Origin of the sequence: Bradyrhizobium sp. SPXBL-04 (assembly GCF_051853035.1) — a bacterium.
Taxonomy (GTDB): domain Bacteria; phylum Pseudomonadota; class Alphaproteobacteria; order Rhizobiales; family Xanthobacteraceae; genus Bradyrhizobium; species Bradyrhizobium zhanjiangense.
Window position 1 is genome coordinate 4,844,559 of record NZ_CP182472.1, and the last position, 24,868, is coordinate 4,869,426.

Annotated in this window: 34 protein-coding genes; 13 read left to right on the forward strand and 21 right to left on the reverse strand. The window is 65.1% G+C overall.

The window, feature by feature from the left end; translation table 11 throughout:
* Positions 1-10: 10 nt before the first annotated feature.
* Complete coding sequence (locus tag ACNJX8_RS22935; protein ID WP_439356842.1) at positions 11-1,417, reverse strand: adenylate/guanylate cyclase domain-containing protein; 1,407 nt, start codon at positions 1,415-1,417, stop codon at positions 11-13.
* Between the two features lie 213 nt (positions 1,418-1,630).
* On the opposite strand from ACNJX8_RS22935, the gene ACNJX8_RS22940 reads away from it, so the two are divergent.
* On the forward strand, positions 1,631-1,981 hold the full coding sequence (locus ACNJX8_RS22940) for a zinc ribbon domain-containing protein YjdM (RefSeq protein ID WP_091888087.1): 351 nt from the start codon (positions 1,631-1,633) through the stop codon (positions 1,979-1,981).
* An 8-nt stretch (positions 1,982-1,989) separates the two neighbouring features.
* Here the strand turns inward: ACNJX8_RS22940 and ACNJX8_RS22945 are convergent, their stop codons facing one another.
* The 5 genes from ACNJX8_RS22945 to ACNJX8_RS22965 form a co-directional block, all read right to left on the reverse strand.
* On the reverse strand, positions 1,990-2,910 hold the full coding sequence (locus tag ACNJX8_RS22945) for a DMT family transporter (RefSeq protein WP_128934141.1): 921 nt from the start codon (positions 2,908-2,910) through the stop codon (positions 1,990-1,992).
* Between the two features lie 110 nt (positions 2,911-3,020).
* On the reverse strand, positions 3,021-3,179 hold the full coding sequence (locus tag ACNJX8_RS22950; RefSeq protein WP_439356843.1) for a hypothetical protein: 159 nt from the start codon (positions 3,177-3,179) through the stop codon (positions 3,021-3,023).
* 36 nt (positions 3,180-3,215) lie between these two features.
* Positions 3,216-3,470: a hypothetical protein gene (locus tag ACNJX8_RS22955; RefSeq protein ID WP_091888091.1), complete on the reverse strand. Its 255-nt coding sequence runs from the start codon at positions 3,468-3,470 to the stop codon at positions 3,216-3,218.
* A gap of 170 nt (positions 3,471-3,640) precedes the next feature.
* A complete protein-coding gene (locus ACNJX8_RS22960) occupies positions 3,641-3,847 on the reverse strand; it encodes a hypothetical protein (RefSeq protein WP_439356844.1) in 207 nt (68 codons plus the stop codon).
* A 107-nt stretch (positions 3,848-3,954) separates the two neighbouring features.
* A complete protein-coding gene (locus ACNJX8_RS22965; protein ID WP_208024939.1) occupies positions 3,955-4,119 on the reverse strand; it encodes a Flp family type IVb pilin in 165 nt (54 codons plus the stop codon).
* A 344-nt stretch (positions 4,120-4,463) separates the two neighbouring features.
* Between ACNJX8_RS22965 and ACNJX8_RS22970 the strand changes: the two genes are divergently transcribed.
* Positions 4,464-5,792 (forward strand): hypothetical protein, encoded by a 1,329-nt coding sequence (locus ACNJX8_RS22970; RefSeq protein ID WP_439356845.1) that lies wholly within the window; start codon positions 4,464-4,466, stop codon positions 5,790-5,792.
* Between the two features lie 5 nt (positions 5,793-5,797).
* Here the strand turns inward: ACNJX8_RS22970 and pdxY are convergent, their stop codons facing one another.
* The 3 genes from pdxY to ACNJX8_RS22985 form a co-directional block, all read right to left on the reverse strand.
* The gene (gene pdxY / locus ACNJX8_RS22975) at positions 5,798-6,616 is read right to left on the reverse strand and encodes a pyridoxal kinase (protein WP_439356846.1); all 819 of its coding nucleotides are present in this window, start codon (positions 6,614-6,616) and stop codon (positions 5,798-5,800) included.
* A gap of 17 nt (positions 6,617-6,633) precedes the next feature.
* Positions 6,634-7,299 (reverse strand): FMN-binding negative transcriptional regulator, encoded by a 666-nt coding sequence (locus tag ACNJX8_RS22980; protein WP_439356847.1) that lies wholly within the window; start codon positions 7,297-7,299, stop codon positions 6,634-6,636.
* 103 nt (positions 7,300-7,402) lie between these two features.
* Positions 7,403-8,035: a TetR family transcriptional regulator gene (locus tag ACNJX8_RS22985; RefSeq protein ID WP_249761308.1), complete on the reverse strand. Its 633-nt coding sequence runs from the start codon at positions 8,033-8,035 to the stop codon at positions 7,403-7,405.
* A 97-nt stretch (positions 8,036-8,132) separates the two neighbouring features.
* Here ACNJX8_RS22985 and ACNJX8_RS22990 point away from each other — a divergent pair, with 97 nt between their 5' ends.
* From ACNJX8_RS22990 to ACNJX8_RS23000, 3 genes are all read left to right on the forward strand, one after another.
* Positions 8,133-8,798, forward strand: a complete 666-nt coding sequence (locus ACNJX8_RS22990) for an O-methyltransferase (RefSeq protein ID WP_439356848.1) — start codon at positions 8,133-8,135, stop codon at positions 8,796-8,798.
* Positions 8,799-9,015: 217 nt separating this feature from the next.
* Positions 9,016-9,360, forward strand: coding sequence for a DMT family transporter (locus tag ACNJX8_RS22995; RefSeq protein WP_091888105.1), 345 nt, complete (start codon positions 9,016-9,018; stop codon positions 9,358-9,360).
* Positions 9,360-9,929 carry a TetR/AcrR family transcriptional regulator gene (locus ACNJX8_RS23000; protein WP_128944296.1) on the forward strand — a complete coding sequence of 190 codons (570 nt, stop codon included), beginning with the start codon at positions 9,360-9,362 and terminating at the stop codon, positions 9,927-9,929. Before ACNJX8_RS22995 ends, ACNJX8_RS23000 begins: the two co-directional genes overlap by 1 nt.
* A gap of 19 nt (positions 9,930-9,948) precedes the next feature.
* On the opposite strand, the gene ACNJX8_RS23005 is transcribed toward ACNJX8_RS23000, so the two are convergent.
* From ACNJX8_RS23005 to ACNJX8_RS23025, 5 genes are all read right to left on the reverse strand, one after another.
* Positions 9,949-10,263, reverse strand: coding sequence for a hypothetical protein (locus ACNJX8_RS23005; RefSeq protein WP_128934150.1), 315 nt, complete (start codon positions 10,261-10,263; stop codon positions 9,949-9,951).
* A gap of 67 nt (positions 10,264-10,330) precedes the next feature.
* A complete protein-coding gene (locus ACNJX8_RS23010; protein WP_128934151.1) occupies positions 10,331-10,732 on the reverse strand; it encodes a hypothetical protein in 402 nt (133 codons plus the stop codon).
* Positions 10,733-10,801: 69 nt separating this feature from the next.
* A complete protein-coding gene (locus ACNJX8_RS23015; protein WP_164935072.1) occupies positions 10,802-11,080 on the reverse strand; it encodes a hypothetical protein in 279 nt (92 codons plus the stop codon).
* Positions 11,081-11,242: 162 nt separating this feature from the next.
* A complete protein-coding gene (locus ACNJX8_RS23020; protein ID WP_249761301.1) occupies positions 11,243-12,214 on the reverse strand; it encodes an SH3 domain-containing protein in 972 nt (323 codons plus the stop codon).
* A 154-nt stretch (positions 12,215-12,368) separates the two neighbouring features.
* Complete coding sequence (locus ACNJX8_RS23025) at positions 12,369-14,291, reverse strand: FAD-binding monooxygenase (protein WP_439356849.1); 1,923 nt, start codon at positions 14,289-14,291, stop codon at positions 12,369-12,371.
* 102 nt (positions 14,292-14,393) lie between these two features.
* On the opposite strand from ACNJX8_RS23025, the gene ACNJX8_RS23030 reads away from it, so the two are divergent.
* Positions 14,394-14,858, forward strand: a complete 465-nt coding sequence (locus ACNJX8_RS23030) for a MarR family winged helix-turn-helix transcriptional regulator (protein WP_128941946.1) — start codon at positions 14,394-14,396, stop codon at positions 14,856-14,858.
* Positions 14,859-14,980: 122 nt separating this feature from the next.
* Positions 14,981-15,415: a COG4315 family predicted lipoprotein gene (locus ACNJX8_RS23035; protein WP_439356850.1), complete on the forward strand. Its 435-nt coding sequence runs from the start codon at positions 14,981-14,983 to the stop codon at positions 15,413-15,415.
* An 85-nt stretch (positions 15,416-15,500) separates the two neighbouring features.
* Here ACNJX8_RS23035 and ACNJX8_RS23040 read toward each other — a convergent pair whose 3' ends face one another.
* On the reverse strand, positions 15,501-16,097 hold the full coding sequence (locus ACNJX8_RS23040) for a L,D-transpeptidase (protein WP_164939878.1): 597 nt from the start codon (positions 16,095-16,097) through the stop codon (positions 15,501-15,503).
* A gap of 336 nt (positions 16,098-16,433) precedes the next feature.
* Between ACNJX8_RS23040 and ACNJX8_RS23045 the strand changes: the two genes are divergently transcribed.
* Entirely contained in the window at positions 16,434-17,447 is a 1,014-nt protein-coding gene (locus tag ACNJX8_RS23045) for a hypothetical protein (RefSeq protein WP_439356851.1), read from the forward strand.
* Positions 17,448-17,838: 391 nt separating this feature from the next.
* Positions 17,839-18,069 carry a DUF6894 family protein gene (locus ACNJX8_RS23050; RefSeq protein WP_091888123.1) on the forward strand — a complete coding sequence of 77 codons (231 nt, stop codon included), beginning with the start codon at positions 17,839-17,841 and terminating at the stop codon, positions 18,067-18,069.
* Position 18,070: 1 nt separating this feature from the next.
* Here ACNJX8_RS23050 and ACNJX8_RS23055 read toward each other — a convergent pair whose 3' ends face one another.
* Complete coding sequence (locus tag ACNJX8_RS23055; protein WP_439356852.1) at positions 18,071-18,853, reverse strand: SDR family NAD(P)-dependent oxidoreductase; 783 nt, start codon at positions 18,851-18,853, stop codon at positions 18,071-18,073.
* Between the two features lie 127 nt (positions 18,854-18,980).
* On the opposite strand from ACNJX8_RS23055, the gene ACNJX8_RS23060 reads away from it, so the two are divergent.
* The gene (locus ACNJX8_RS23060; protein ID WP_439356853.1) at positions 18,981-19,373 is read left to right on the forward strand and encodes a hypothetical protein; all 393 of its coding nucleotides are present in this window, start codon (positions 18,981-18,983) and stop codon (positions 19,371-19,373) included.
* Positions 19,374-19,483: 110 nt separating this feature from the next.
* The gene (locus ACNJX8_RS23065) at positions 19,484-19,732 is read left to right on the forward strand and encodes a hypothetical protein (RefSeq protein ID WP_128934161.1); all 249 of its coding nucleotides are present in this window, start codon (positions 19,484-19,486) and stop codon (positions 19,730-19,732) included.
* A gap of 21 nt (positions 19,733-19,753) precedes the next feature.
* Here ACNJX8_RS23065 and ACNJX8_RS23070 read toward each other — a convergent pair whose 3' ends face one another.
* The 5 genes from ACNJX8_RS23070 to ACNJX8_RS23090 all read right to left on the reverse strand — a co-directional run bounded on the left by ACNJX8_RS23070 (position 19,754) and on the right by ACNJX8_RS23090 (position 23,263).
* Positions 19,754-19,939 carry a hypothetical protein gene (locus tag ACNJX8_RS23070; RefSeq protein WP_027572193.1) on the reverse strand — a complete coding sequence of 62 codons (186 nt, stop codon included), beginning with the start codon at positions 19,937-19,939 and terminating at the stop codon, positions 19,754-19,756.
* Between the two features lie 174 nt (positions 19,940-20,113).
* On the reverse strand, positions 20,114-20,395 hold the full coding sequence (gene minE / locus ACNJX8_RS23075) for a cell division topological specificity factor MinE (protein WP_091888131.1): 282 nt from the start codon (positions 20,393-20,395) through the stop codon (positions 20,114-20,116).
* Positions 20,392-21,207 (reverse strand): septum site-determining protein MinD, encoded by an 816-nt coding sequence (gene minD / locus ACNJX8_RS23080; protein WP_439356854.1) that lies wholly within the window; start codon positions 21,205-21,207, stop codon positions 20,392-20,394. Before minD ends, minE begins: the two co-directional genes overlap by 4 nt.
* 21 nt (positions 21,208-21,228) lie before the next feature.
* On the reverse strand, positions 21,229-21,924 hold the full coding sequence (gene minC, locus ACNJX8_RS23085; protein ID WP_130220786.1) for a septum site-determining protein MinC: 696 nt from the start codon (positions 21,922-21,924) through the stop codon (positions 21,229-21,231).
* Positions 21,925-22,246: 322 nt separating this feature from the next.
* Positions 22,247-23,263: an ABC transporter substrate-binding protein gene (locus ACNJX8_RS23090; RefSeq protein WP_128934163.1), complete on the reverse strand. Its 1,017-nt coding sequence runs from the start codon at positions 23,261-23,263 to the stop codon at positions 22,247-22,249.
* Between the two features lie 101 nt (positions 23,264-23,364).
* Between ACNJX8_RS23090 and ACNJX8_RS23095 the strand changes: the two genes are divergently transcribed.
* Together ACNJX8_RS23095 and ACNJX8_RS23100 are read left to right on the forward strand one after the other, a co-directional pair.
* Positions 23,365-24,012 (forward strand): TetR/AcrR family transcriptional regulator, encoded by a 648-nt coding sequence (locus tag ACNJX8_RS23095; RefSeq protein WP_128934164.1) that lies wholly within the window; start codon positions 23,365-23,367, stop codon positions 24,010-24,012.
* 81 nt (positions 24,013-24,093) lie between these two features.
* Positions 24,094-24,861 (forward strand): ABC transporter permease, encoded by a 768-nt coding sequence (locus ACNJX8_RS23100; RefSeq protein ID WP_439356855.1) that lies wholly within the window; start codon positions 24,094-24,096, stop codon positions 24,859-24,861.
* Positions 24,862-24,868: the final 7 nt, after the last annotated feature.

The window sequence follows — 24,868 nt, forward strand, 5'->3', positions numbered from 1 at the left end:
TACGCAAGCCTCACGGGATCTCGTACACCGACACCTTGTCCGCGATCCCGCTCAGCGCGACGCTGCGGCGGGTCGGGTTGAGGCCGCTGGCGTCCAGCAGCGTCCGCGTCTCCGCGTTGTCGACCACCGCCTCCGTCACCACGATCGCGCGCGAGGCCGCCAAGCCCTGGACGCGGGAGGCGATGTTCACGGTCTGGCCGAAATAGTCCTGCTGGCCGTTGAGGGTGACGGCGAGGCACGAGCCCTCGTGGATGCCCATCTTGAGCAAGAGGCCCTGGTGCTGGCGCTGGGCGCCGAGCTCGCTCATGGCCTCGCGCATGCGGATCGCGGCCGCAATGGCGCGGTCGGGCGTCTCGAAGGTCGCCATCACGGCATCGCCGATGGTCTTGACCACCGCGCCCTGCTCGGAGGCGATGATCTCCTGCAGCAGGCGGAAATGCTCGTTGACGAGATCGAAGGCGACGAGGTCGCCGACATGCTCGTAGAGCCCGGTGGAGTCTTTCAGGTCCGAGAACAGGAAGGTCAGGCTGAGGATCTTGAGGCGCTGGCCGATCGCGAGCGTATCGGTGCGGTAGAGATCGCGAAAGGTCTGGTTGGTGAGAAGGCGCTTTGCGGTGAGGCTCGGCTTGCGCCGGGTCAGGAGGTCATCGAGCCGCTGGTTCATCACCCACACCGCGGGCAGCACGCGGCCGTCGGTGCGGTTCTCGAGCGTCAGCCGCAGCGGTCCCGGGCGCAGGCTTACGGCGTCGACTGGAACCTCGGACTTGTTGAAGATCAGCGACAGCGTTTGGCGCTCGGCCGTCTCCTCGCCCTTCACCTCGATGTATTGTGCCGTATGCGTCACGGGATCGAACACGATCAGCATGCCCGGCTGCACCTGCAGGGAGAGAATGGCGCGCTCGCCCGGCGGCAGGTCGACGGATTCCAGAGTCAGCTCGCGAAGCAAGCCGTCGAGGTCGGGCGGAAGCTCGATCGCCGAGCTCCAGAACACCTGACGGTAATATTCTGCGAGCGGCAGCTCGTCGGCATTATGCGCGGCGATCCTGCGCACGCGCGGGCTGACCGCGAAGGTCACCTCGACCAGATTGTCGAGCGTCGTCTCGTAGCCGGCGGCGCAGAAGGCGCAATGATATTGCGGGCTGTTGACCGTCTTCAGGCTCTTGTTGGCCGAGAGCACGCCGGCGCAGCTCGGGCACATCACGTTCCAGGTCATCTCGAGGATGCCGAGCCCGACCGCATGCAGCAGCCCCGCGATCACCTGCTCCTCGCCGAGACCCGCCGTCCTCGCCAGATGCAGCGCGTTGATCTTGCACAGGGCATGGTCCGGCCCCTCCCGCACCATGCGCTCGAGCATGTCGACGACGGGCGCATCGGCCGACTGGCGCAGGACACCGAACAGGGTTTCGATCTCGCTCATGCCGTGACGCTACATGGAAGGGGGTGACGCGGACATCCGCTTTCCGATCAGCTATGCCTGGTGAGGCAAAGCACAAGCCATAGCCGTCAATTGCTGCGTCACGATGATGGGAGCTTGCCGGGCCGCAGCAGAGGCCGGATTTTCCTTGATTTCCGCGTCCCCGCCCCTACGGTGCGCCCGCCCACGGGGGGCCGAACAGGGGATGAATCGACGATGGACGATGCCGTGAAATGTCCGAGCTGCAACTCCGAGCACGCCTATCAGGACCGCGGTCTCTGGGTCTGCCCGGAATGCGGCCATGAATGGAGCGGCACGGCCGATGCGGCCGCGGAAGCCGCGCCCGAGGCAGGCGTGCGCGATGCCAACGGCAATGTGCTGGCTGACGGCGACAGCGTCATCGTGATCAAGGACCTCAAGATCAAGGGCTCCTCGTCGGTCGTCAAAGGCGGTACCAAGGTCCGCAACATCCGCCTCCAGGACGCCAGCGACGGCCACAACATCGCCTGCAAGATCGATGGCATCGGCGCGATGAATTTGAAATCGGAGTTCGTGCGGAAGGCGTAAGTTCGCGCCTAACTTTGCCGCTGCGCCAGGTAAAACCCGCACAGCACCGTCACCAGGCCCGCGGCCTGGAGTGCCGTCGGCGGCTCCCCGAGCAAGAGCCAGCCGACCAGGAGCGTCAGCGCCGGCACAATCGCGGGGAATACCGCGGCCCGGGCGACGCCGAGACGCTGGACGGAGACCGCGTAGAGATAGAGCGCGGCGGGACCGGCGAGCACGCCCTGCGCCAGCGCCTGAATCGCGTTCTCGGTAATGCCGATTGCGGCGATGCGGGCAAGCCCGCCGGTCGCGAGATAGATCGGCAAGAGCAGCAGCGACAGCACGTTGATGACGAGCGCGGCCGACACGGCGGAGACGCGCCAGTGCCGCAGCAGCGCGCCGAAGCCCGCGAACATGAATCCGGTAAGCACGAAGATCAGATCGCCCTGCACGCCGTCGGCGCCGATATGCCCGATCGATTCCGCGCCGATCACACCGAGGCCGCCGACGATGACGAGAGCGCCGGCAAGCCGCGAGGCGGAAATCTTCTCTTTCAGGAACAATGCGGCGAGCAGCAGGCCGCCAAGCGTCGCGCTGGAGGGTTGGATCACGCTGCCATGTCCGAGCGGCACGAACAGGAAACCGGTGTAGGAGATCAGCGCCATCACCGGCCCACCCAGCACCATCAGCGCAAGGCCCCTGCCCCAGCCGATGCCGCAAAGATCGGAGATGCCGGCGCGGAAGACCAAAGGCAGGAACGCGATCCCTGACCAAACATAGCGATGCACGAGCAGATCGACCGGCGTGAAGCCAAGTTTGAGGCCGTGCCGCGTGCCGACGAAGCCGAGCGCCCAGAATAGCGCTGCGGCCAGCCCGCAGACGACGCCGAGCAGCGCCGGCGCCGCGTCGTTCTTCTGAATGAGAGCGTCAGCGCCGCTCGTCCGCTGATCCATGGGAGAAGCCTTATGTCAGCGGGCCAATCCGCTCAACCCATATGGTTGCAGGGCAAGCAACTGTTAAAAGGATTGGGCTCGTTATGAACGAGCACACATAACCGGCGCCTTCACGCGAACTTGTTCGCGGCCGGATTCTCGATCAGCGCGTCGTGGCGCAATTTTCTCGTTCGCGCGATGATCGCGCACGAGAAGAGATCGTAGCGTCCCCACGCGCGCAGCGCATGCGGGCGATCGCTCATGATCGCATGAGGCGGCGGGTCGCGCACGCGGCGAGACCCGCCTACCCTTCATGCGATGTCAGCTCAGCGGGCTGCGCCCGTCGTGACGTCCGCGGTCTTGACCTTGCGCGAGCTGAGCACCTTCACCTGGTGCGCCGAAGCAACCGTCGTGGGCGCCGCGACCTGCTGCTCGACATGGCCGGCCCCGAGCACGCCAACCTGGACGGGGGAGACCGGAAATCCATTGGCCTCATAGGTCGGCAGCTCAGCGGCGAAAGCCGAAGTAGCGCCCGCGATCGTCAGGACGGCGGCGGCGATCGTCAAAGTCTTCTTGTTCATTGGTGGTGCTCCTGATGGAAGATTCGGAGCACATTTAAGCGCGATTTGCTGCATTGCGACATGCGCTGTTGCATTGCAACATCGCATGTCGCGCATGGCGATATGTTTAACGCGTACAAAGCCTTGGCCGAATCATGCCGGCCGCGACATAGCGCTTTTATGGGCGGTGGTCAGCCACCGAGCACGTTGCCCCAGCCGTCGAAGAGGTAGCCCTTCCAGGCCACGGTTCCATCCTCGCGCGGCCGGCTGGACTGCCGGTAGTCATCGGCCTGATCGGCGGTCCAGGTGATGATCGTGTCGGACAGACGATCATGCAGGATGGCGGGCTCGGTCGGATCGAAGGCGTCCATGGGACGAAGCGAGGAATGCGTGCTCATGGGCCGATCAACGCACGGCGCTGCGCAAAGTTGCCGCGAGGCGTCAGGCAAGACACCTTGTCACAAGGCACCTTGTCAACAGCCCATCGCGAAAGCCTTGTTATCGCCTATTTCAGCGCGGTCGCGAGCGACTGCAGTTTTGCGACGAGATTGGTGCCGAGCGCGTAGATGATCTCGATGATCGCGAGTGCGATGCCGGCTGCGATCAGACCGTATTCGATCGCAGTGGCGCCGGATTCATCGGCGACGAATTCGGCCCATTTGCATTTCAACTTCACGGATGCGTCCTTTCCATTTCTACCGGACGTTGCCGGCGGGCGAGTAGTGTCATCGTAGCAATCTACGATTGAGTAAATTCGAATCGCTCAATTTGACGACAAAATGGGCTTGCCCGCGCAGTCGCACATGGAACGCCACGGAACCCGCGTTGCAACTTCGCAACACCCCTTCGAAAAGCCTGTTTTCGTTCAATTACGCCATTGCGCCGCCACACCGTCTTCCGAACAATCGACGCGCTGCGTGCCTTTCCGTGCAAGTCTGTTCGCATCAAGACTGTTTGCATCACTGACTGTTCGAACAAAACGGGTTCGAACAGAACCGTTTGGAGGCAGGGATCATGAATGATCGGCGGTCTCTTCTGGTGGCGGTCTCATGTCCCTCGGCCGTTCTCGCCAGCTGGCTCGTGCTCTCCCTGTCTGCCTACGCGCCGGCCCTCATCGAGAACAGCGGCGCCAATGCGGCTGCTGTCTCGCGTGCGAAGGATCTCGATCGCCTCGACCTCGCCGACGTCCCACGCGCTGCGACCATCGAGGACGGCGTCGCCTTGACCGCCGAGATCGCTGCTGCGGCGGCGAGCCTGCCAACCGTTGAAACGGCAGCCGCGCCGGAGGTGCCCGTCCCCGTCGTCCAGCTCGCGTTGGCAGATCCCGCGCTAATATTGCCAGCGGAGCAGCCCGCGCCTCAGATTTCACCTGAACCGGCCCCCGGCGTCAGTGAGGCTGCTAGCGTCAGCGAGGCTGCTAGCGTCAGCGAGGATCCGCCTGCGCCAACGCCAGAGCCCGTCAAACTCGCATCCGCCGATCCCACCGAGATCGTGGCCACGGACGCATTGTCCCCGGCGGCGATCGCGAGCGGACCCGCCCCGGCCGCAAGCAAGGCGCCGCCCGCGGACACCATCGCCGTGCTCGACGAATGCTTCGTCGTGGACGCCTGCATCGACCGCTATCTCTGGGCGCTCTACCAGCGCACGCCCAAGGAGGATTCGATCAAGGTCGAGGAACGCCGCCCCGTCACCGTCAAGCGCAAGGGCAAGACCGTGACTGTGATGCGCAGCTTCACCAAGCTGGTCGACGAGGATTTCGGCTGGAAGGATCCGAAAGCGGCCGACCACGCCGGCATGTCGATGATGGATTACGTCATCGGCGGCATGGACAAGAGCTTCAAGCGAAAACTGTTTCGCACGCTGCTCGCAGCCGAGGCCGCCGGCCTCTCGCCGGGCATCACCAGCGCATTCCGCGACGACTATCGCCAGTCGATCGCAAGCGGCCTGAAGGCCGCCTCCGACCGCTCCTATCACGGCGGCAGCACCCGCGGCGGCTACGGCCACGGCATGGCGGCCGACATCGTCAGCACCCAGGGCAACAACCGCGCGCAGCGCTGGGTCTCGACCGAGATCCTGTGGAAGTGGGTCGACGCCAACGGCAAGGCGTTCGGCATCGGCCGCCCCTATCTCGACCGCGATCCGCCGCATGTCGGCCCGATCGACGGCCAGGAATACATCTCGCGCCGGGGCACGGCGGACCGCAAGGAAGCTGCCAACGCGAAGCCCAGGAAGGTGCGCGCTGCGGCCCATGCAAAGCCGCCCAAAGCACAGGCCGCTCGCGAGCAGAGGGGCCCGGCAAAGCCGCATAAGGCGGCGCAATCGGCCGGCAAGCGCGCGACCTGAAGCCGTTACGGCTCGCGGCCCGGCAGCGGTAGCGGCACGAGACGCATCTCGGCTGTGCCCGCCTCCTGCGTGCGCACCAGCACCGCGAAGGTGGTCTCCACCGCGCGCCGCACCGCCACCTCGGTCGCCTCGCCCTTAGCCAGATGCGCCGCGATCAGACCGGTGAGGAGGTCGCCGGTGCCAAAGGGACGGATCGGCAGAAGCGGCGTCGCAAAGCGCGACAACCGGCCGTCGGCGCAGAGGATCGTCTCCAACTGTCCTTCGGGTGTGTCCGCGAGCGTGCAGCCGGTGGCGACGACGTCGATGCGGCCCTGTCCCACGAGCGCCCCGCACGCCGCACGCAGGCCCTGCGCATCGGCAATCGTGAGGCCCGCAAGCAGCTCGAGCTCGAACCGGTTTGGCGTGGTCAGCTTCGCGGCCGGCAGCAGCCGATGCCGGAGCACGTCCAGGATTCCCTCGGCGACATAGACGCGGCCATCGTCCCCGATCACGGGATCGCAGAGATAGACGAGCTTCGGATTGCGGACCAAGGCCCGCTCGACGAAGTCGGCAACGACGGCGGCATTGCCGGGCGAGCCGAGATAGCCGGTGACGAGCACGGCCGCCTCGTCGACGAGATCGCGCTCTTCAACACCCCTGAGGAGATCGGCGACCAGCTCGGTCTCCAGCACCCGCCCGCGCAGACTCGGATAGCGCGGATGGTTCGACAGCAGCGTCGTCGGCACCGCCGCGACATTCACACCCTCCGCCTGCACGGCATAGGCAGCCGCGCTGTTGCCGACATGGCCGTGGACCACCTGGCTTTGAATGGAGATGACGAGCATGGAGGAGATCCGTAAGGTCAAACGTCAGACGAGGCAAGGTTTGACGGGATCTCGTACTTGAGCTCCGGTCGCAGCGCTTGCATCCTGCGCGCCAGCCGCCGGTGCCCTGTCTCCTCCGACCGCGCCAATCGATCCGCGACTGCGACATGGTCCGCATCGCTCTTGTGCTGATTGAGCTTGGCTTGGCCCTCGACCTGATCCACCACGAGATCGATGACGCGGATCGCAGCCAGCATGCTCTCGCGCTTGCCTGGCTCCATCTGCGCGAGATCCCAAGGCTGCTTAGGCAACCGCGCCTCGGAGACGGCAAGCAGCGCATCGCCATGTCGGCGATTTTCGTCCAGCCCGCGCAGATGCGCCACGCCCGATAGGTGCACCGCCTCGTAGAGCCAGGTCGAGACGTTGTCGCGGGAGGCATACCAGTCGTTGGAGACGTAGGCATCGTCGCCAGCAACGATCAGCAAGAATCGCCTGATGCCGTCGGCGAGCGGCACAAGCGGATTTTTGGCGGTGAAATGGATCTGCACGATGGCGCGCCCGCCGCGCTCGCCCAGCACGAACGGCACGTGCGAGGCCCGCGGCCCGCGCTCGTCCGCCGCCACGATCACGCCGAAGCCGCGTCGCCCGGCAAATTCCAGCGCGCGCTGCTCCTCGATGCGGAACTGGGGACGGAGGACATGCATGGCGCGGCGCTCGGTGATTGGATGAAGGACGATACGAGGCTAACCCATGATGCGGCGAATTCCGAAGAACAATCGGCGCGCAAACGCCGATGTCAGCAATGCCTCAGCGCCGCGCCAGCCTTCTAAGATAAGAGCAGAACATGTCGGCCATGGCATCGGCATAGCCTGCGATCTCCGCCTCGCTCCGCGTCTCTTCCGAAAAACTCTTGCCGACCGCGCTGAGCGTCGTCGTGATCAGCTCGCCGGCGAGGCTGCGCGTCGCATCCGAGGCCTTGGGCAGCGCCTCCCGCATGAAGGAAGCGACGATGCCCTCGCCGGCTGCCCGTGCCTCATGCGCCTCGGGCGCGTCGCGATAGAGCGGTGCGGCATCACTGAGCGCGATGCGGATCGCAGCCTCCTCGCACTCGGAGCGAATGAAGGCATGGACCAACGCGCGTAGCCGCGCCGGCGGCGGCCTCGCCCGGTCCGCGAGGATGCCGGCGAGCATCTCGCTGGTGCGTCGCCACTCGTCGCTCTGGAGGCGGAACAGGATCGCCGCCTTGTTCGGAAAATATTGATAGAGCGATCCGACGCTCACCCCGGCCCGCTCCGCCACCCGCGCCGTCGTGAAACGCTGCGCCCCCTCCTTCGCCAGAACCTGAACAGCGGCATCCAGGATGGCCGCCACCAGCCCGGTGGAGCGGGCCTGTTGAGGCTGTTTTCGCGAGGAAATTGAACGGCTTCGACGGTCGGCCATGGCGCCTGCGAGCAATGCGAATAGGAAATGTGACGAATTAGTCGTATTTCGATCTCCGCGCAAGCACGCGCTTCGCCGCGAACTCTGGAGACACCAAATGACTACCCCAACCATCACATTGCTTGCGCCGCTGCTGGATCGACTGTTCAACGAGGCCGAAGCAGCAAGCGGCGCAACGCTGGACGCCGTCGCCGATTTGTCCGATGCCGACCGGGCGCGGATGTTGCGGAGCAAGACCGCCTACCGCGATCTCTATGGACGCCTGAAGGACGCCCCGCTCGCGGTCTCGCGCGAGACTGGTACGTTGCTCTACATGCTGGCGCGCAGCTCCCGCGCCAGGACCATCGTCGAGTTCGGCACCTCGTTCGGCATCTCGACCCTGCACCTTGCCGCAGCTCTGCGCGACAATGGCGGCGGCCGCCTCATCACCAGCGAGTTCGAGCCGTCCAAGGCGGCACGGGCGCGGGACAACCTCTCGGCCGGCGGAGTGATCGATCTCGTCGAAATCCGCGAGGGCGATGCGCTGAAGACGCTCAGTACCGATCTGCCTGATACGATCGACCTCGTGCTGCTCGACGGTGCCAAGGCGCTCTACTCCGATATCCTGGATCTGCTCGAAGGCCATCTCAGGCCGGGCGCGATCATCGTCGCCGACAACGCCGACGACAGCCCCGACTATCTGGCGCGCGTACGTGCGCCCGGAAGCGGCTATATGTCGACGGCCTTTGCCGAAGACGTCGAGCTCTCGATGCGGATCGACTAAGGCCCGCATCGAACCATCAGCCCCGGGCCGCCGCGCGATCCATCGCGCGGCGGCTTCGTGTTGTCAGCGACCTGTCTTGGAAACTCCGGTCCTGGTGCGTTCCGCATCTGTCGCAGCCCCGTCACCCACACGTGATACCTGCTCCTGGCAAAAGCCATGTTCCGCGCGCTAAACATACCTACCGCGCGGTATCTTTCGCGCTTACGTTCGAGCTCTCATGACATCCGCCTTCAATGCCTACGCCGCGCTTGCCCTCGCCATCGTCTTCGAGGTCACCGCCTCCGCCTTCCTGCAGCAATCGGCGCAGTTCACCCGGCCATGGCCAACGCTGGCGATGGTGCTGTTCTACGTCGCCTCATTCTATGCGCTGTCGGTCGCGATCCGCGTCATTCCCCTCAGCATCGCCTATGCGATCTGGGGCGGGGTCGGCATTATCCTGACCGCCACGGTCTCCTTCGTGCTGTTCCGTCAGATGCTGGACGCCGCCGGCTTCGTCGGCATTACGCTGATCGTGTCCGGGGTCGTGATCATCAACCTGTTCTCGGAGACCATGGTGCATTGATGCCGGAAAGCCGCTACACCCGCGCCAAGCAACCCGAGCAGGTGCGGCGCGCCCTGCTCGACCACGCTGCTGCCATTGCCATGGACCATGGCGTCTCCGGCGTCACGGTGCAGGCGGTCGCTGCCGCGGCCGGCGTCACCAAGGGCGGGCTGTTTCATCATTTCGGCAGCAAGCAGGCGCTGATCGAGGGCCTGTTCGCCGATCTCCTCGCCCGCGTCGATGCCGAGATCGACAGCGCCATCGAGTCGGATCCCAAGCCGCGCGGCAGCTTCACGCGCGCCTATGTGAATGCGGTGTTCACCGGCAAGGCCTTCGGCTTCGCAACGCCCTGGGCGGCGCTGAGCATGGTCGTCGTCACAGATCCATCGCTGCGCCGGCTCTGGAATGACTGGATCAAGGCCCGGCTGAAGCGCCATCGCGCCACCGATAGCGCGCCCGATCTTCACGTCGTCCGCCTCGCCGCCGACGGCGCCTGGCTGTCCTATGTCACGACAGGACAGACACGCATGAGCGCCGACCTGCGCGCCGTGCACGACCGCCTGATCGCTCAGACCTATCGACGCGCTTAGCCGGGATTCGGGGCGACAGCTATTGGCCCTGCACCGCTTTGGGCGGACGTGGCGATGATCGCGGCGGTTTTGCGCCGGGCTTGGCCGCAGCACGCGGCGGCTCATCGACCGACTCCAGATAGGCGGCAAGCGCCTTGGCGGAATCGGAACTGGTCGCGTAGTGGTCCTTCAGGAACCAGGTCAGCGTCAGGCTGAAGCGTCCCTTGGCAAGGCCCCGAGGGGTGCGGTGACAGGTCGCGCAACCGTCGGCAAAGAGCTTTGCGGGCGACTTGCCGGCGTCGAGATTCTGCGCGGCGGCAACCGTCGCCGTCAGGACGGCAGCAAGAGTCGTCAAGGGCGCGATCAAGCCGCGCCCCGGTCGAAACAGCGAAATCAATGTTGTCCCCTAGCCCGTCTTGCGGTTACGCCGCCAATAGCTGATCGAATTCGGGCGGCGCGTAGGCCTTGCCATCCTGATCAGTGATGACGACCTGCCATCCCTCACTGGCCCACACCCTTGCCTTGGCCACGATGAGCAACCGGCTCTCGCGGGCGAAACTGTACTTCTCGTTGTCGCGTTCTGCGACCATTTTGTAGGCCAATGCAAATCCCCTGGCGTTGCCTGCACCCGCTCCTCTCGTGGCAGCGGGCTTTGGCGGCAATTCGCCAGGAGCGTGGCAATTTGGTGCCATCCGCAGGCAGCACTGTGCCGGGCACGCTTCCAGCCGGGTAACCGGATGAGCGCGCGCCGCGTCCGGGACGCGATCCTGCTTGTCGCGGGCTTGCTTGCCGCCAGGCGCGGAGCGCCGCAGGCGCGTCGACATATCGTGCTGAATCAGCCGCCGGCCCCGTCACGACTGTCACGGAAACCGATCGCGCCTGTCCGAGCCCCGCTAGTGGACGCGGATCACGTGCGGCCGGCCGAGATTGATCAGTCCCTGCACCGCCGAGAGGCGATCGTCGAGGGCTGCGATGGTGAGCTGCAGATTGTTGCGGCGCTCGTCGAGCATGCCTATCTCGGCGCCGGTAAGCTTTGCGTTCGCCCGTTCCTTGTGGATCGCTTCGAGCGATTTGCGCAATCCGGCAATCAGGCCGGACAGCTGCTTGGCCTCCTTGGTCATCGACCGCTTCGCGACATTTTGGCGGCGCGCCTCCGCCTGGCTCTGTCTCATCGTCATCCTCCCGTGCCCCGCTGCCCCGAGTGGATGCTTACAGCTTTCGGTAGAGATATTACGATCGATGAAATCTGCCGGTGAAGAACTGACTTAAATTGTAAGGGCCTTGCGATGGCCAAAGAAAAAGCCCGGCGCTGCGGCCGGGCTTTTTTGGCAACCCTAGTGCTTTTGATGGCCGCCGCCGGGACCGCCGGCCGGCGCATTGCCGCCGCGCGGCGCCGCATTGATGTGCGGAGCGCCGCCGCCGCCAGGGTGCGACATTGCGGGCGCAGCCGCTCGCGGCGCCGGCGTCTGCGCACGGGCATTCATCGGCGAACCGTGGCTGACGTTCGGCTGGGCGACATGCGGCGTTGCGGGCCGGGCTGCAGGCGCGGCCGCACGCGGCGCTTCATGGGCGCGCGTCATCGGCTGCGCGCGAACGGCGGCACGGCTCGCAGCACGGTCGTGCATCATGCGCGCCTGCGCCTCGCGCGCACTGCGGCTCTGCACGGCGGTTCGCTCATTCGCGATGCGCTCGCTCCGCGCGGCGCGGGTGCGGTCGATCGTAACCGCGGCGTTGCGCTTGGCGATGGCGGCGTTGGGCCGCGCGACCGCAGCATCCCGTCCGGTGACCGCGACATTGCCCCTGGCACGCACGCCGCTGCGCTCGAGTGCGACCGCCGCATCGCGCGTTGCCGCGCGACCGATGCGGGCCGCACGAGGATCAAGCGTCATCCGCGTCGCGAAGCGCTGATGCGAAGTCCAGTAACTATTCCAATAGGCATGGCGACGGTACCAGGGACGTCCCGCATAGTAGCTCGACCAGTACGAGGTCAGCACGAACGGAACGACGGGCACGTCGATCTCGTCGACATAGTCAGGGAGATAGACGTAGTGGTTGCGATAGAGATATTCGAGATATTGCGACGACACCCAGCCGCGATCGTCGGAGAAGCTCACATCGCACCAGGCATTGCCGCGCAGGCAACCATGGATGTTGACGCGGGCGCCGCCGGGGATCCGGTCGACCAGGGGAAAGCCCGTGCCCGGCCCGGCGCGCAGACCGGTCGAGACGGTGACGATGCCCGGCGCGGCCAGCGCGGCCGTCGGGGCGAGCAGCAATGCGGCAAGCAAAACGCTTTTGAGTCTCATGGCGTGTTCCTCCTCTGCCAGTCGGAACGCGCAAGCAGAACGGGCGTTCCGCGTATGGTGGTCGCATCCGTCGAAAGATCGAGATGCACACCGCGCGCGGTTCAATATTCATTCCCCGTTCATCGGCACAGCGCCCGGTCGCGCTGCCAGGCCGTCAATTCGCTGGCAACATGACGGCGTCAAAGTACGACGCAAGCGCAGCAAAGCCGTCGAGCGGCAGCACGTTCGCGACATACTGGTCCGGCCGCACCACGACCATGCAACCCGCATTCCGGTCGATGCCGCGCATAGCGAAGACGTCGTGCCCGCTCTTGAGGTCGGGACAAAACATCTTCTCGTAATCGATCAAGCCGTAGCGGCCTTTGCGCGGCAGCAGCTGCGACGGCATCGCCTCGACGGCAAGCTCGCGATGATCCTGCTGGAAGACCGCGCGCAGGTCGATCACGCTGTCGATATCGGCGCCCGCGGGCGTGTATCGCCTGATCGGCGACTCCCTGGCATCGGTGAGGAAATTGCACAGCGCGCGAATGGCTGAGCCGCCGGCGGCGGGATTTTCCGCCGGCGAAAACGCGTAGATGCGGAAGCGGCCGTCGGCCTGCGCCACATGTCCGAGATGCACCGGCTTGGCGTCCGCCAGCCGAATCACCGGCGCGGAGTGGAAGCGCTTGCCGATGACGAGACCTTGCGCAAGATGCTGATGCGCCGCCGTGCCGGTGAGAAGCGACGGGCGGTAATGCGTCGCGGTCCCTGCCGTGTAACGGCCGTGCCGGACGAAATAGTCCTGCGTCTTCGCCGCATCGGCACCGCCGGCCTTCGCGGCGGAGGCGAGTATCCCCGCCCATTCACGATCGAAATCGATCAGCTCCTTGGCAACCGCCTGGCGTTCGGCCGAATAGGAATGCAGCAGGCTTGGGGCGCACTGCCCGCGCAGGACGGCGGCAAGCTTCCAACCGAGATTGAAGGCATCCTGCATCGAGACGTTCATGCCCTGCCCCGCCTTCGGGCTGTGGGTATGGCAGGCATCGCCGGCGATGAAGATGCGTGGCAGGCGGGCGGCGACGTCGGCTTCCGGCACGTCGTCGAACTTGTCGGTGAGGCGCTGACCGATCTCGTAGACCGACCACCAGGCGATCTCTTTCACCTCGAGCGTATGCGGCTTCAAAATCCGCTGCGCCTTGGCGATCACGTCATCGGCGGTGATGTTGCGATTGGCGACGCGCTCGCCGATGTCGAGCTTTGCGAGTTCGACATAGAGGCGGACCATGTAACCGCCCTCGCGCGGAATGATCAGCAGGCTGCCGTCCTTCGCCGATTGGATCAGCGACTTGAAGCGGATGTCCGGGAAGTCTGTCACTGCCAGCACGTCCATCACGCCCCAGGCGTGATTGGCGGAATCACCGTGCAGCTCACGTCCGATCGCCTTCCGCACCGTGCTGCGCGCACCGTCGCAGCCAACGCCATAGCGCGCCTTGATCGTTTCGACCTTACCCTCGTTTCCGGCATCGACGCGCTCGAGGCGCACCATCACGGCATGATCGGCGGCACCAGTGGCCGGATCGACATCGAGATCGAGCACGCGCCGGCTGTAATACGGCTCCAGCTTGGCCGGCGATTTCCGCATCACGTCGAGAAAGCCGTCATGGATGCGGGCCTGGTTGAGGATGACATGCGGGAATTCCGACAGTCCGTCCTCGACGTCCTGCACCCGGCCGCTGCGGACGATGGTCTCCGGCTGCCGCTCGTCCGGCTTCCAGAACGTCGTCTCGTTGACCCAATAGGCCTCCTTCAGCACACGCTCGCTAAAGCCAAAGGCATGAAACATCTCCATGGTGCGGCAGGCGATGCCGTCGGCCTGGCCGACCAGCAGGCGGCCCGGCTTCTGCTCGACGATGCAGGTCTTGATATCAGGGAATTGCGCGAGCTGGGCGGCCAGCGTCAGGCCGGCGGGCCCGCAGCCGACGATGAGGACATCGACCTCTTCGGGCACGGCGCCCGCTGCACCCGAGGCCTGAACGCGCTCGGCGGGATCCGCAATCTCGGGATCGCCCGGCTGAAATCCATTCAGATGGAATTGCATGAGCACCTCTCCCGCCAAATTTCTGTTTGGATATTGCTCAGTATGCTGACTATCAGTATACTTGTCAATGATCCGCATCGTCCCTGCCAAACGGAGACCTCGGTGAAAGACAACAACGACATGCCGGGGCATCTGGCGCGCCGGTTCCAGCAGATCGCGGTCGCGGTATTCCTGGCTGAAGTCGGAGATGCCGGCTTCGATCTTACGCCGGTACAATATGCCGCGCTGGCGACCATCAAGGCCAATCCGGGGCTCGACCAGGTGACGCTCGCAGGATTGATCGCCTACGACCGCACCACCATCACCGGCGTGATCGATCGACTGGTGCAAAAGGGCCTCGTCGAGCGCCGCGCCTCCAGCCGCGACCGCCGCGCGCGGGAGCTCGAGATCACCGATGAAGGCAGGCGCACGCTGCGCAAGATCACGCCCGCCGTCGAATCTGCGCAGCGCGTCATGCTGCGCGGCCTTAGCGCGAAGGAAGGCGAGGAATTGATGCGGTTATTGCGCAAGGCGATTGCCGCCGGCAACGAGCTCAGCCGCGCGCCGCTGCGCGATGTGCAGGCATAGTAGGCCCGTCGTTTTGTACGTAATTGTCGCAGCGCCGCGAAACCTGGAACTAACGTTCGGCTGTTACGGTCGGCCCGTTCGGCGCTTAACGCGCGATTAACTTTGCGGGTCGGGAGTTTCGGATGTTCAGGTGCATTGTTGTGGCCGCGGCGATCGCGCTCTCGACCGGTCATGCGCTCGCGAATGGCCATGGCGGCGGCGACTCCCCGCCCCCGCCGAAACCCGAGGCGACGACCGCACCGGCGAAGGTGGTCCTGACCAAGCAGGGTCCCAAGCTCGTCGACCTCAAGGGCATGACGCTCTACTATTACGAGCGCGACACCACCGGCAGGACGTCGAACTGCAACGGCAAGTGCACCGAGAGCTGGGTTCCGCTCGCCGCGACGACCGACGCCAAAGCCGTCGGCGATTTCACCGTGATCAACCGCAACGACGGCAGCAAGATGTGGGCATACCGCTATCGCCCGCTCTACACCTCGCCCGCCGACAAGGCGCCGGGTGATGCCAACGGCAATGCCACGACTCTGCAATGGCGGATCGCCAGGCCGGGCGAGTAGGGCGAGAACGCCCCCGCGTGCGCGAGAACCAGATGTGCTTCCGGTGCCGCAGATGCCGGACACATCACGCCCGAGTGAGCTTTCCTCACCCGCGCCAGAACGCGCCGGTCACGGCCTGCGCGTTCTGCCCAGGCGGCAGCACCACCACGGTCGAGCCCAGCTTCACCCGGTCATAGAGATCGATGACGTCCTCGTTGCGCATCCGGATGCAGCCCGACGAGATCGCCTGCCCGATATATTCGGGCTGGTTGGTGCCGTGGATGCGATAAAGCGTGTCCTTGTTGCCGGCATAGAGATAAATCCCCCGCGCGCCCAGCGGATTGGCGGGGCCGCCGGGAACGCGTGCCGGATACGGCCCGAGCCGCGCCTGGATGTCCGCTGTCGGAATCCAGTCCGGCCATTCCGCCAAGCGGCCGACCCGCGCGACGCCTGAGAACGCCATGGCTTCCTCGCCGACCGCGACGCCGTAGCGGATCGCCTTGCCCTCGGGCAGCACGAAATACAGGTAGCGCGCGTCGGTATCGACCAGGATGGTACCGGGCTGCTCCTTGCGATGGTAATCGACGATGTGGCGTAGATACTGCTCAGGTACGTTGGCCTTTGCGTAAGGCGTGTGCGCGAGCAACTGTCGGTCGCGAGCCGTCATGCTCGCATCCGTCGATGGCGAAAGCGTCGTCTGCATGCAGCCGCCGAGCGGCAACAAGGCGACGACGAACAAACAGAGAAGAGATCTTGGCACCACCGGCCCCCCGATAGCGCCCCCAGCCCCGCCAGATGCTGCCCAAATCGTGCTGAAAACAAGGCAAACCGGAACACGTGCGCGTGTTCGACAAAACGGGTTCCATCACCACAAACGGCAGAGGAGCGTCGCATCATCTCCATCTCCTTGCCTTGCTTTGGTCAAACCCGGCTGGACTCGTGTGTCCCAGGGATTTGGGATGGGCCCTCCTCAACAGATCGGCTCCGCGCCAATGCGGAGGACCAAAACTTAAACATCTGGGCTTCAAAAGGAGCTGCGATGCTCGCGACGCTGAACAGCAAGCAAATCGTCGATGAGATCGTGAAGGACACGGTCAAGGACAACGACCCGCACGACGCGGTTCAGATTTCTCCCGAGATCGTGCTGGTCTCGCGCCCGGGGAGCACGGCGCCAGCGCTGGCGCCGGAGGTCGCACCCCGTCCGGAGCCTAGGTTCGCTCCGAATCCCGCGCGTGCGCCGGAGCCCACGATCAACGTCGTTTACGGCAAGCCCGCTGCGGCACCTTCGGTCGACAGGGCGGTCCGTGTGACGGCCAGCGATGGTCCGGGCCATCGCAAGCGATCCGCGGTCGGCAAGTGGCTGCGCGGTGCGTTCGTCACGTTCCTGTTCGCGGGCGGCAGCGCGGCTGCCGCGATTGCCTGGGAGAAGCACGGCGATACCGCGAAGCAAATGCTCGCCGAATGGACGCCGGTAGTGACGTCGTTGATGCCTTCGATCTCGCTGATGTCTTCGACGTCGCAGACGACGCCCGTCGCGGCAGCGGAAGCCGCCCCGCCCGCAGCACCAGCGGCAACCGAACCAACGGCCGATCAACCCGCGACGCCGCCTCCGCCCCAGCTTGCCGCCGCGCCCGCAACGGCGCAGCCGGACACCGCGCAAACGGTGCAGTCGATGACGAACGATCTCGCCGCGATGGCGCAGCAGATCGAGCAGCTCAAGGCCAACATCGCCGAGCTGAAGGCCGGACAGGAGCAGATGGCGCGCGAGATGGCGAAGCCGCCTGCGCCGAGGCCAGTGGCTGTCGAGACCAAGCCGGTCGATCCGCGCCCACGCGCCTCTGCGCTTCCGCCGCGGCCTGCGCCGCCGGTTCGCAAGCCCAAGCCGGCCGTCACGCAGACCTACATGCCGGCCTATACCCCAGCGCCGCTTGCACCACCTCCGCCGCCATCGCAGGCTGTCGCAGTCCCGCCGTCAGCTGCGCCGGCTGCGACGACGCAAGCCGTTGCCGATGACGATGGACCTGTCGTGCGTCCGCCAATGCCGCTGCGCTAACGCAGCGCCATGCGGCACCACAGCGCCGCAACGTCGCCTACGCTGTCCGAGTCGATGTGATGCGTTGAGTCCGGGCGATTACGGGAAGCGATGCTTCGATCGTCTTCCGCTCAAGAGAAAAGGCCGTCGGGATTTATGCCGGCGACCTTCTCTTGCAACTGCCGGTTCCCGGAGCCCGGTTCTGTTGCGATTCCATGCTTCATGGTCGCGCCGCATATTTAATAAAATCTTAATGAGCTCGCATGCTGCACATCATTTCTGCGCCATAAGCACAGAGATTGCGCGGCCGGATCATTCGATAAATATCGACTCGTGATACCATCCCGGATGTGTCGAGATTTCCATTGAAGACTTGTTTTTCAAACTTGGGTCATCACACCGGGGAAGTCGGATGCCATACTACTCCTTCGATCTTGTGGTTGGTGAAGAGTTCAGGAACCAGGGCGGAATCATCCTCGAAGACATCGAGGTCGCCTCCGATCGCGCCGATCAATTGGCATGCGAGCTGTCGCAGGTGAAGCCGGAGCTCCAGCAGAAGGGTTGCTCGGTGCGCGTCACCGATCGCGATCACAACGAGGTCTATCGCACGCCGCTCGATCCCGTGCCGGCCTGGCAACGCTAGGCTAATCTAGCACCGGCGGTTCGAACCAGTTCGTCAGCGACAATCCGCCGTCGACGACGAAGGCTGCGCCAGTGACATAAGCGGAGAGCTTGTTCGACAAGACGGTGAGCGCCATCGGCGCGAGATCATCGGCCTCGCCGAGACGCCCGAGCGGAATGTGCCGCGCCAGCGAGGCATCCGCGACGAACCCGCCGGCGGCGATCGCGCCGGGCACCAGCGCGTTGACCCGGATGTCGTGCTGGCCGAACGTCTTGGCGAGCTCCTTCACCAGCATCGCCATTGCCGCCTTCGCCGTCGAATAGTGCGGCAGGTTGCGCGGCGTGCCGGCATGCAGCGAGGTGAGAAACAGGAACGAACCCGGCCGCTTCGCCGCAATCAGCCGCTTCGCGATCTCGCGCGCCAGGTGAAAGCCGGCATCGAGATTGACGGCATGCATATCCTGCCAGGTCTTGCGATCGACCGCGAGCGCATGATCCGCCTCTCGCCGCGGCGGAGACGCGCTGTGGACGAAATGCGTGACGTCCCCGAGCGCCCCCTGTGCGGCGGCCAGCAGCTCATCGCAGGCTTCGAGCCTGGCGAGATCGCCGATCCAGGGCACCGCCAGCTCGGGCCTCCTGCTCGCGCCGATTGCGACCTCCACCCGCTCGGCACTGATATCGGCGAAGACGGTCCGCACGCCCTCGCCAACCAGGGCCTGCGCGATCGCGCGGCCGATGCCGTTGCCTGCGCCGGTGACGAGTGCGGTGTCGCGTGCGGGATCAAATGGCGTGCTGAACAGGCTCATGTCGCGCTCCGAGGCCGGAAAGCGCCAGGTTAGCGCACCGCACGGAGGGACGACAATTGCGCTCCGGTCCCATTGCAGAGCGGCGCGCCGGACGCTAGCCTCTCAAAAAACGGAGGAGATACCAAGGATGCGCGCTGGTTTTCTGATGACGGGCCTGTTGCTGCTGGCTGCACCGGCCCAGGCGGCCGACGCACCACCGCGCTCGACCTATGTGACGATGGTGTTGCAGGCCTTCGCCGCCAAGGTCGAATGTCCGGGCACGGACCTCGTCTACCAGGATCTCGTGCAGAAGGCGCAGCAGATGCACCTGCCCGACGGCACCACCGAGAAAGTGCGTAAGGCGATCGCCTGGATGCACACCGGCGGCAAGATGGGCGAGAAGCAGGACGACGATTTGATGGCCGAGGTCGCAGTCGCGACCCAGGCGACCGACATGGACCAGCGTCGCCTCGGCATGCAAGGCTGGTGCGAGGCCCAGAAGACCAACCTCGCCGGATTGATCCGCAGCAAGGGCGGCTAGCGGGCGGCCGTTGCAGCGTTAAGCACGCTGCGACGAACCGCTGCTTCGGCTAACAATCGTCACAATCCTCCACACCATGCCGCTCTTCGAATTCGAACCGGAGAGCCCTCATGCGGAGTATCCATTTCGTTTTCGCCGGCGCAATTGCGGCCGCCGCGGTGCTGACCGCGCCCGCCCTGGCGAAGAATTCCGACGCCCAGAAAGGCGAGGAAAAATCCACCTCGTCGTCATGCAGTGCCTATCAGCAGGCGCCAGACGGATCGTGGGAACCCCTTCCCTGCAAGGAGACGGGCGAGCGCGCGCAGCCCCAGACACAGCATCGCACTCCGCAGCGAGGCGCTGACCGCGAGGAGCGTTGAGCGCGCCCAGGCCTACGACTGTCAGCTCTGGTGCGGACCGCGCATGATCTTCATGGCGTCGACAATGTGACGCCATTCCTTGGCCTCCTCGGCCTCGCCGCGGCCCTCGCAGGCTTGCGCCTGCTCGGCGGCCTTCGCAATCGCAGCGAATCCGTGCTGTTCCAGCATCTGCCGCGCGACGGTGTGGACCTGGACCTCGGACATCATGGGCGCTCTCCCGGTGGACGGAAACCGCGGTGCATCGCTCCCGCGAGTCTCTCACAACGATTGAGCCCAGGGCCTCGTTCCGTGCCGCCACCTGAGCGCACGACAAAGGCGGCCCGCCATGCCCGGCGGACCGCCTTCTCACCCACCCCAATTTGGACGCGTCGGCCGTGTCCCCTACGCGACCGCCACGCGCTTGCGCTCGATATCGTTGGGCACCTCGATATCGACTTCCAGGGTCGATACCTCGTCGCCGCGCTCGAGCCGGACGATGACCTTGGTCGGGTCCAGCGTGACGTGCTTGGACACGACGGCGAGAATTTCCTCACGCAGCACACCGAGCAGATCGGGCTGGCCACGCATTCCGCGTTCATGGGCAAGCAGGATCTGCAACCGTTCGCGAGCGACGGGTGCAGTGGCTTTCTTGCCGCGGAGAAGTCGAAGCAGACCCATGCTCATGCAGCCCTCCGTCGCAGCAGGCGGTCCATCAGACCTCTACGCTCGGCGGGAACGTGCATCGTCACGTTCTCGCCGCAGAGGCGCTTGGCCGCGTCCATATAGGCTCGCGCCGGCGCTCCATCCGCGTTCGACAGCGTCACCGGCGTGCCGACGTTGGAGGCCTTCAATACGTCCTGGCTCTCGGGGATGATGCCGAGCAAGGGCGTTGCGAGGATTTCCAGGATATCGTCGATGGTCAGCATCTCGCCGCGCGCGGCGCGGGAGGGATCGTAGCGGGTGATGAGAATGTGCTTCTCGACCCGCTCGCCCTTCTCGGCCCGCACCGTCTTGGAATCGAGCATGCCGATGATGCGATCGCTATCGCGCACCGACGAGACTTCCGGATTGGTCACGATCACGGCCTCGTCCGCGAAGCGCATCGCCATGGAGGCGCCGCGCTCGATGCCGGCCGGGCTGTCGCAGATCACCCAGTCGAACCGGCTGCGCAGGTCGGCGATGACCCTGCCCACGCCCTCTTCCGTCAGCGCGTCCTTGTCGCGGGTTTGGGAAGCCGGCAGCAGCCAGAGATTCTCCAGCCGCTTATCCCTGATCAGCGCCTGCGGCAGCTTGGCCACCCCCTGCACCACGTTGATGAGGTCGAACACGACGCGGCGCTCGGCGCCCATGACGAGGTCGAGATTGCGCAGGCCGACGTCGAAATCGACCACGACGACCTTGTCGCCGCGCTGCGCGAGCGCAGCCCCCAGCGCGGCGGTCGTCGTGGTCTTGCCGACCCCGCCCTTGCCTGATGTCACGACCAGTACCTTACTCATCTGAAATGTCTCCTTTGCTGGTCAGTTCAGTGCTGTAATTCGCATGGTATTCCCCTGCAGCCAGGCCTGCGCCGGCTTGCCGCGCAAGGCGGCGTCGATGTCGTCGGCAGTCTGATAAAATCCATCGATTGCAAGCAGTTCAGCCTCGATCTTCTGACAATAGATGCGCGCGCTGGTGTGACCGTTCACGCCCGCCATGGCGCGGCCGCGCAGCGCGCCGTAGACGTGGATGGAGCCGCCGGCGACCACCTCGGCACCGGAGCCGACCGAGCCGAGAATGGTGACGTCGCCTTCGGGGAAGATCACGGTCTGGCCCGAGCGCACCGGGTTTTCGAGCAGCAGCGAGGTCGGCTTGGCTTGGACTTTATCAGCCTTCTTGGGCGCGCTCGGCTCGACCACGCAGCTGCGCCCGCCCGAGAGCAGCGGCGGCATGGATGGCGTCAGCCGGCCGTCCTCCACGCCCTCAATGCCGAGCACGCGGATGTTGCGGTCCTGCAGGCTGGTCAGCAGATGGGTGATGCCGGCTTGGCTGAGGTCGACCGAGGACAGGTCGATCACCACCGGCCGACCGGCAAAGAAGCCCGGCGAGCGCGCAATCGTGGCATCGATCTCCTGGAGCCAGTCCTGGATCGGGACCGTCGGCACGAACACGAAGGCCACATAGGAGCGCCCGCGCAGGCGCACCATCTGGCGTTGGACTTTTGCTGCAGCCTCCATAGCGGCCGACTCGTTCCCCGTTATTGAATGGTTAACGATGCGGCGGATATGGTTAACGGCGAGTTAATTTCTCTGTCGGGTCATGTGGAAGGGCGCGGCATTGGGCGGATGCGCTCGCCCCAACAGCGCTGTCATGCCCCGGCTTGCCGCCTTCGCTAAAGCTTCGGCGGCCGAGCACCCCCGTGGCCCCGGCGTAGCCTTGGCGGAGCCGGGACCGGGGCATCCAGTACGCCGCAGCTTCTCGGCTCTAATTCAGACGTCTCTGGAATACTGGATCGCCCGCCTACGCGGGCGATGACAGAGAGTATGGGGCAAGCCCCCCCTACTTCTTCACCTTGCTCGCATCCATCTTGATGCTCGGATCCAGCATCTTGGTCGTGAACGCCGTCGTCACGTCGAACGGCTTCTCCATGCCGAGATAGGTCTGGACCAGCTCGTAGTCCTTCTTCATCCGCTCGCCGTCGATCCAGCCGAGCGCCTTCGTCGTCGTGAACTCGTCGGTCATCAGGAACTTGATGCGTTCCCACTGGCGCTCCTGGTTCTCCTTGTCGAGACCAGAGACCTGATCGAGCAGCGCTTTCAGGCACGGCGTGACGTCGGCGACGCAGGCCGCAAAGGCCTTCTGCGTGACGCGCACGAACGCTTCGACCACCTTCGGATTCTTCTGGAGATAGGCGCCGTTGACGATCAGCGAATTGCCGTAGGGGTTGAGTCCGATGTCCTTCCAGTTGACGTAGCCGAGATCGGGCCCGAACTCGATCACCTTCAGATCATGCTCGTTGTAGAAGTCGCTGATGATGTCGACGGTGTGGCTCTTCAGCGCCGCGATCTTCGCGGTCGGCCCGACATTGACGAAGCCGACGGAGTCGGGCGCAAGGCCTGCGGCCTTGGCGAAGGCCGGCCACATCACGCGCGAGGCATCGCCTGGCGGATTGCCGATCTTGTGCCCGGCGAAATCCTTCACCCCGTTCACGCCGTAACTTTTCAGCCAGTAGAAGGTCTGGCCGGTATTGGCGTAGACGCTCATCACCGCAACGGCGTCGGCGCCCTTGCTCTTGGCCACCAGCATGGTGGCGAGATCGGCGACGCCGAACGGCGAGCCGCCGGAGCCGACCTTGGCGGCGGAGACACCGGAGCCCTTGCCGGTCTCGATCGTCAGGTCGATCCCGGCCTTCTCGTACCAGCCTTGCGCCTTGGCGTAATAATAGGGCGAGTGATCGGCCGTCGGCGTCCAGTTCAGGATCAGATTGACCGCCTCGCCCGCGCTCGCGGACACCGCCGACACACCGAGCATCAGGGCCAACACCAGGGCAGAGCCCGCCGCCTGCAAATGCTTCATCGCACCTCTCCTCATTGCCGCGACCCCGGCTTGTCGCTCTCCCCATGTGAGGATACCAATGCAACAAGCCCGCCCTCAACTTGTCAACTGTTTGGTTGGAAATGCCCGCAAAACGATCTGGCGACACCGTGCCGCAGCGCCGCGATCCCGTCGCCACCCGCAACAAGCTGCTGACGGCGGCGCGCCTGGAATTCGCCCGGCACGGCTTTGCGGGGGCCCGCGTCGACGAGATCGCCGAGCGTGCCGGCGTCAACAAGCAGCTCGTCTATCACTACTTCGGCGACAAGGACGCGCTCTACCTCGCCGTGCTCGAATGGGTTTATGAGGATATTCGCGAGCAGGAGCGCAGGCTCAATCTCGAAGGCCTGCCGCCGGAAAAGGCGATCCGCAGGCTGATCGAAGCCTCATTCGACCACCTGGCGGCAAACCCTGATTTCATCGTGCTCTTGAACGACGAGAACCGCGGCGGCGCCCGCCACGTCCGCGGCTCGAGGCGGCTGGAAGCGATGCATTCCCCGCTGGTGAGAAGCGTCTCCCACATCCTCAACGAGGGGGTGCGCGCGGGCGTGTTCCGCAAGGGGATCGATCCCGTCCAGCTCTACATCTCGATCGCGGGCCTCAGCTATTTCTTCTTCTCCAACACGCCGACGCTGTCGGCGATCTTCGGCAAGGACCTGTCGAGCCGCGCCCAGCGCCGCGCCCGCCGCAGGCACGTCGCCGATCTGGTGCTGCAGTCGCTCCGGCCATAATCAACCAACTGGTTGAAACTTCCCTGAAGGCCGGTTAGGCTCGTCGCAGCGGCAGGTGACCGCGGCAACAGGGAGCAACCGGTGAGAGACGCGGCCCGCACCTCGCGCAGCTTTGCGATCATCCTGATCGTGCACCTCGCCGTGCTCGTGCTCTGGCAGGTCACGGTCGATACGTTCCACGTGCCGAAATTCATCCTGCCCTCGCCGCTTGCCACCGTGCAGACGCTGGGAACCGCAGGCTATGCCTGGGGCGCCAACACGCTGGTGACCGCCATCGAGATCCTCGGCGGCTTCGCACTCGGCGCTTTCGTCGGCGTCGCGCTCGCGGTGATCTTCAGCTGGGCGCCGTTGCTCAGCCTCGTGCTGCTGCCGCTGTTCGTGACACTGAACATGATCCCGAAGGTCGCGCTCGGCCCGCTCGTCATCGTCTGGTTCTCCTACGGCATCGTGCCGAACATCCTGATCGCCTTCAGCATCTGCTTCTTTCCGATCCTGCTCACCACCGCGCGCGGCCTGCGCGAGGTCGAGCCTGACCTGCTCGATCTCGTCAAATCGCTGCGCGGCTCGCGCTGGACGCTGTTCCGCAAGATCCAGCTGCCGGGATCGCTGCCTTACATCTTTTCCGGCATGAAGGTCGGCGCCATCCTTGCGGTCGCCGGTGCCATCGTCGGCGAGTTCATCGCCTCAGAGCGCGGGCTCGGCTACCTCATGATCCAGGTGCAGTCCTCGCTCGATACGCCGGCGATGGTGATGGCGGTCGTGCTGCTGACGCTGCTCGGGGTCGCTCTCTATGGCCTGGTGCTCGCCCTCGAACGCATGTTCGTGGTCGGCGACGCCAGGCAGAACTAAGACCAAG

What these genes read in the sequence shown, in the direction of transcription:
- ACNJX8_RS22935 (WP_439356842.1), bottom strand. Translation starts at nt 1,417, where the DNA reads ATGAGCGAGATCGAAACCCTGTTCGGTGTCCTGCGCCAGTCGGCCGAT.
- ACNJX8_RS22940 (WP_091888087.1), top strand. Translation starts at nt 1,631, where the DNA reads ATGGACGATGCCGTGAAATGTCCGAGCTGCAACTCCGAGCACGCCTAT.
- ACNJX8_RS22945 (WP_128934141.1), bottom strand. Translation starts at nt 2,910, where the DNA reads ATGGATCAGCGGACGAGCGGCGCTGACGCTCTCATTCAGAAGAACGAC.
- ACNJX8_RS22955 (WP_091888091.1), bottom strand. Translation starts at nt 3,470, where the DNA reads ATGAACAAGAAGACTTTGACGATCGCCGCCGCCGTCCTGACGATCGCG.
- ACNJX8_RS22960 (WP_439356844.1), bottom strand. Translation starts at nt 3,847, where the DNA reads ATGAGCACGCATTCCTCGCTTCGTCCCATGGACGCCTTCGATCCGACC.
- ACNJX8_RS22970 (WP_439356845.1), top strand. Translation starts at nt 4,464, where the DNA reads ATGAATGATCGGCGGTCTCTTCTGGTGGCGGTCTCATGTCCCTCGGCC.
- pdxY (WP_439356846.1), bottom strand. Translation starts at nt 6,616, where the DNA reads ATGCTCGTCATCTCCATTCAAAGCCAGGTGGTCCACGGCCATGTCGGC.
- ACNJX8_RS22980 (WP_439356847.1), bottom strand. Translation starts at nt 7,299, where the DNA reads ATGCATGTCCTCCGTCCCCAGTTCCGCATCGAGGAGCAGCGCGCGCTG.
- ACNJX8_RS22985 (WP_249761308.1), bottom strand. Translation starts at nt 8,035, where the DNA reads ATGGCCGACCGTCGAAGCCGTTCAATTTCCTCGCGAAAACAGCCTCAA.
- ACNJX8_RS22990 (WP_439356848.1), top strand. Translation starts at nt 8,133, where the DNA reads ATGACTACCCCAACCATCACATTGCTTGCGCCGCTGCTGGATCGACTG.
- ACNJX8_RS22995 (WP_091888105.1), top strand. Translation starts at nt 9,016, where the DNA reads ATGACATCCGCCTTCAATGCCTACGCCGCGCTTGCCCTCGCCATCGTC.
- ACNJX8_RS23000 (WP_128944296.1), top strand. Translation starts at nt 9,360, where the DNA reads ATGCCGGAAAGCCGCTACACCCGCGCCAAGCAACCCGAGCAGGTGCGG.
- ACNJX8_RS23010 (WP_128934151.1), bottom strand. Translation starts at nt 10,732, where the DNA reads ATGTCGACGCGCCTGCGGCGCTCCGCGCCTGGCGGCAAGCAAGCCCGC.
- ACNJX8_RS23015 (WP_164935072.1), bottom strand. Translation starts at nt 11,080, where the DNA reads ATGAGACAGAGCCAGGCGGAGGCGCGCCGCCAAAATGTCGCGAAGCGG.
- ACNJX8_RS23020 (WP_249761301.1), bottom strand. Translation starts at nt 12,214, where the DNA reads ATGAGACTCAAAAGCGTTTTGCTTGCCGCATTGCTGCTCGCCCCGACG.
- ACNJX8_RS23025 (WP_439356849.1), bottom strand. Translation starts at nt 14,291, where the DNA reads ATGCAATTCCATCTGAATGGATTTCAGCCGGGCGATCCCGAGATTGCG.
- ACNJX8_RS23035 (WP_439356850.1), top strand. Translation starts at nt 14,981, where the DNA reads ATGTTCAGGTGCATTGTTGTGGCCGCGGCGATCGCGCTCTCGACCGGT.
- ACNJX8_RS23040 (WP_164939878.1), bottom strand. Translation starts at nt 16,097, where the DNA reads ATGCAGACGACGCTTTCGCCATCGACGGATGCGAGCATGACGGCTCGC.
- ACNJX8_RS23045 (WP_439356851.1), top strand. Translation starts at nt 16,434, where the DNA reads ATGCTCGCGACGCTGAACAGCAAGCAAATCGTCGATGAGATCGTGAAG.
- ACNJX8_RS23050 (WP_091888123.1), top strand. Translation starts at nt 17,839, where the DNA reads ATGCCATACTACTCCTTCGATCTTGTGGTTGGTGAAGAGTTCAGGAAC.
- ACNJX8_RS23055 (WP_439356852.1), bottom strand. Translation starts at nt 18,853, where the DNA reads ATGAGCCTGTTCAGCACGCCATTTGATCCCGCACGCGACACCGCACTC.
- ACNJX8_RS23060 (WP_439356853.1), top strand. Translation starts at nt 18,981, where the DNA reads ATGCGCGCTGGTTTTCTGATGACGGGCCTGTTGCTGCTGGCTGCACCG.
- ACNJX8_RS23065 (WP_128934161.1), top strand. Translation starts at nt 19,484, where the DNA reads ATGCGGAGTATCCATTTCGTTTTCGCCGGCGCAATTGCGGCCGCCGCG.
- ACNJX8_RS23070 (WP_027572193.1), bottom strand. Translation starts at nt 19,939, where the DNA reads ATGATGTCCGAGGTCCAGGTCCACACCGTCGCGCGGCAGATGCTGGAA.
- minE (WP_091888131.1), bottom strand. Translation starts at nt 20,395, where the DNA reads ATGAGCATGGGTCTGCTTCGACTTCTCCGCGGCAAGAAAGCCACTGCA.
- minD (WP_439356854.1), bottom strand. Translation starts at nt 21,207, where the DNA reads ATGAGTAAGGTACTGGTCGTGACATCAGGCAAGGGCGGGGTCGGCAAG.
- minC (WP_130220786.1), bottom strand. Translation starts at nt 21,924, where the DNA reads ATGGAGGCTGCAGCAAAAGTCCAACGCCAGATGGTGCGCCTGCGCGGG.
- ACNJX8_RS23090 (WP_128934163.1), bottom strand. Translation starts at nt 23,263, where the DNA reads ATGAAGCATTTGCAGGCGGCGGGCTCTGCCCTGGTGTTGGCCCTGATG.
- ACNJX8_RS23095 (WP_128934164.1), top strand. Translation starts at nt 23,365, where the DNA reads ATGCCCGCAAAACGATCTGGCGACACCGTGCCGCAGCGCCGCGATCCC.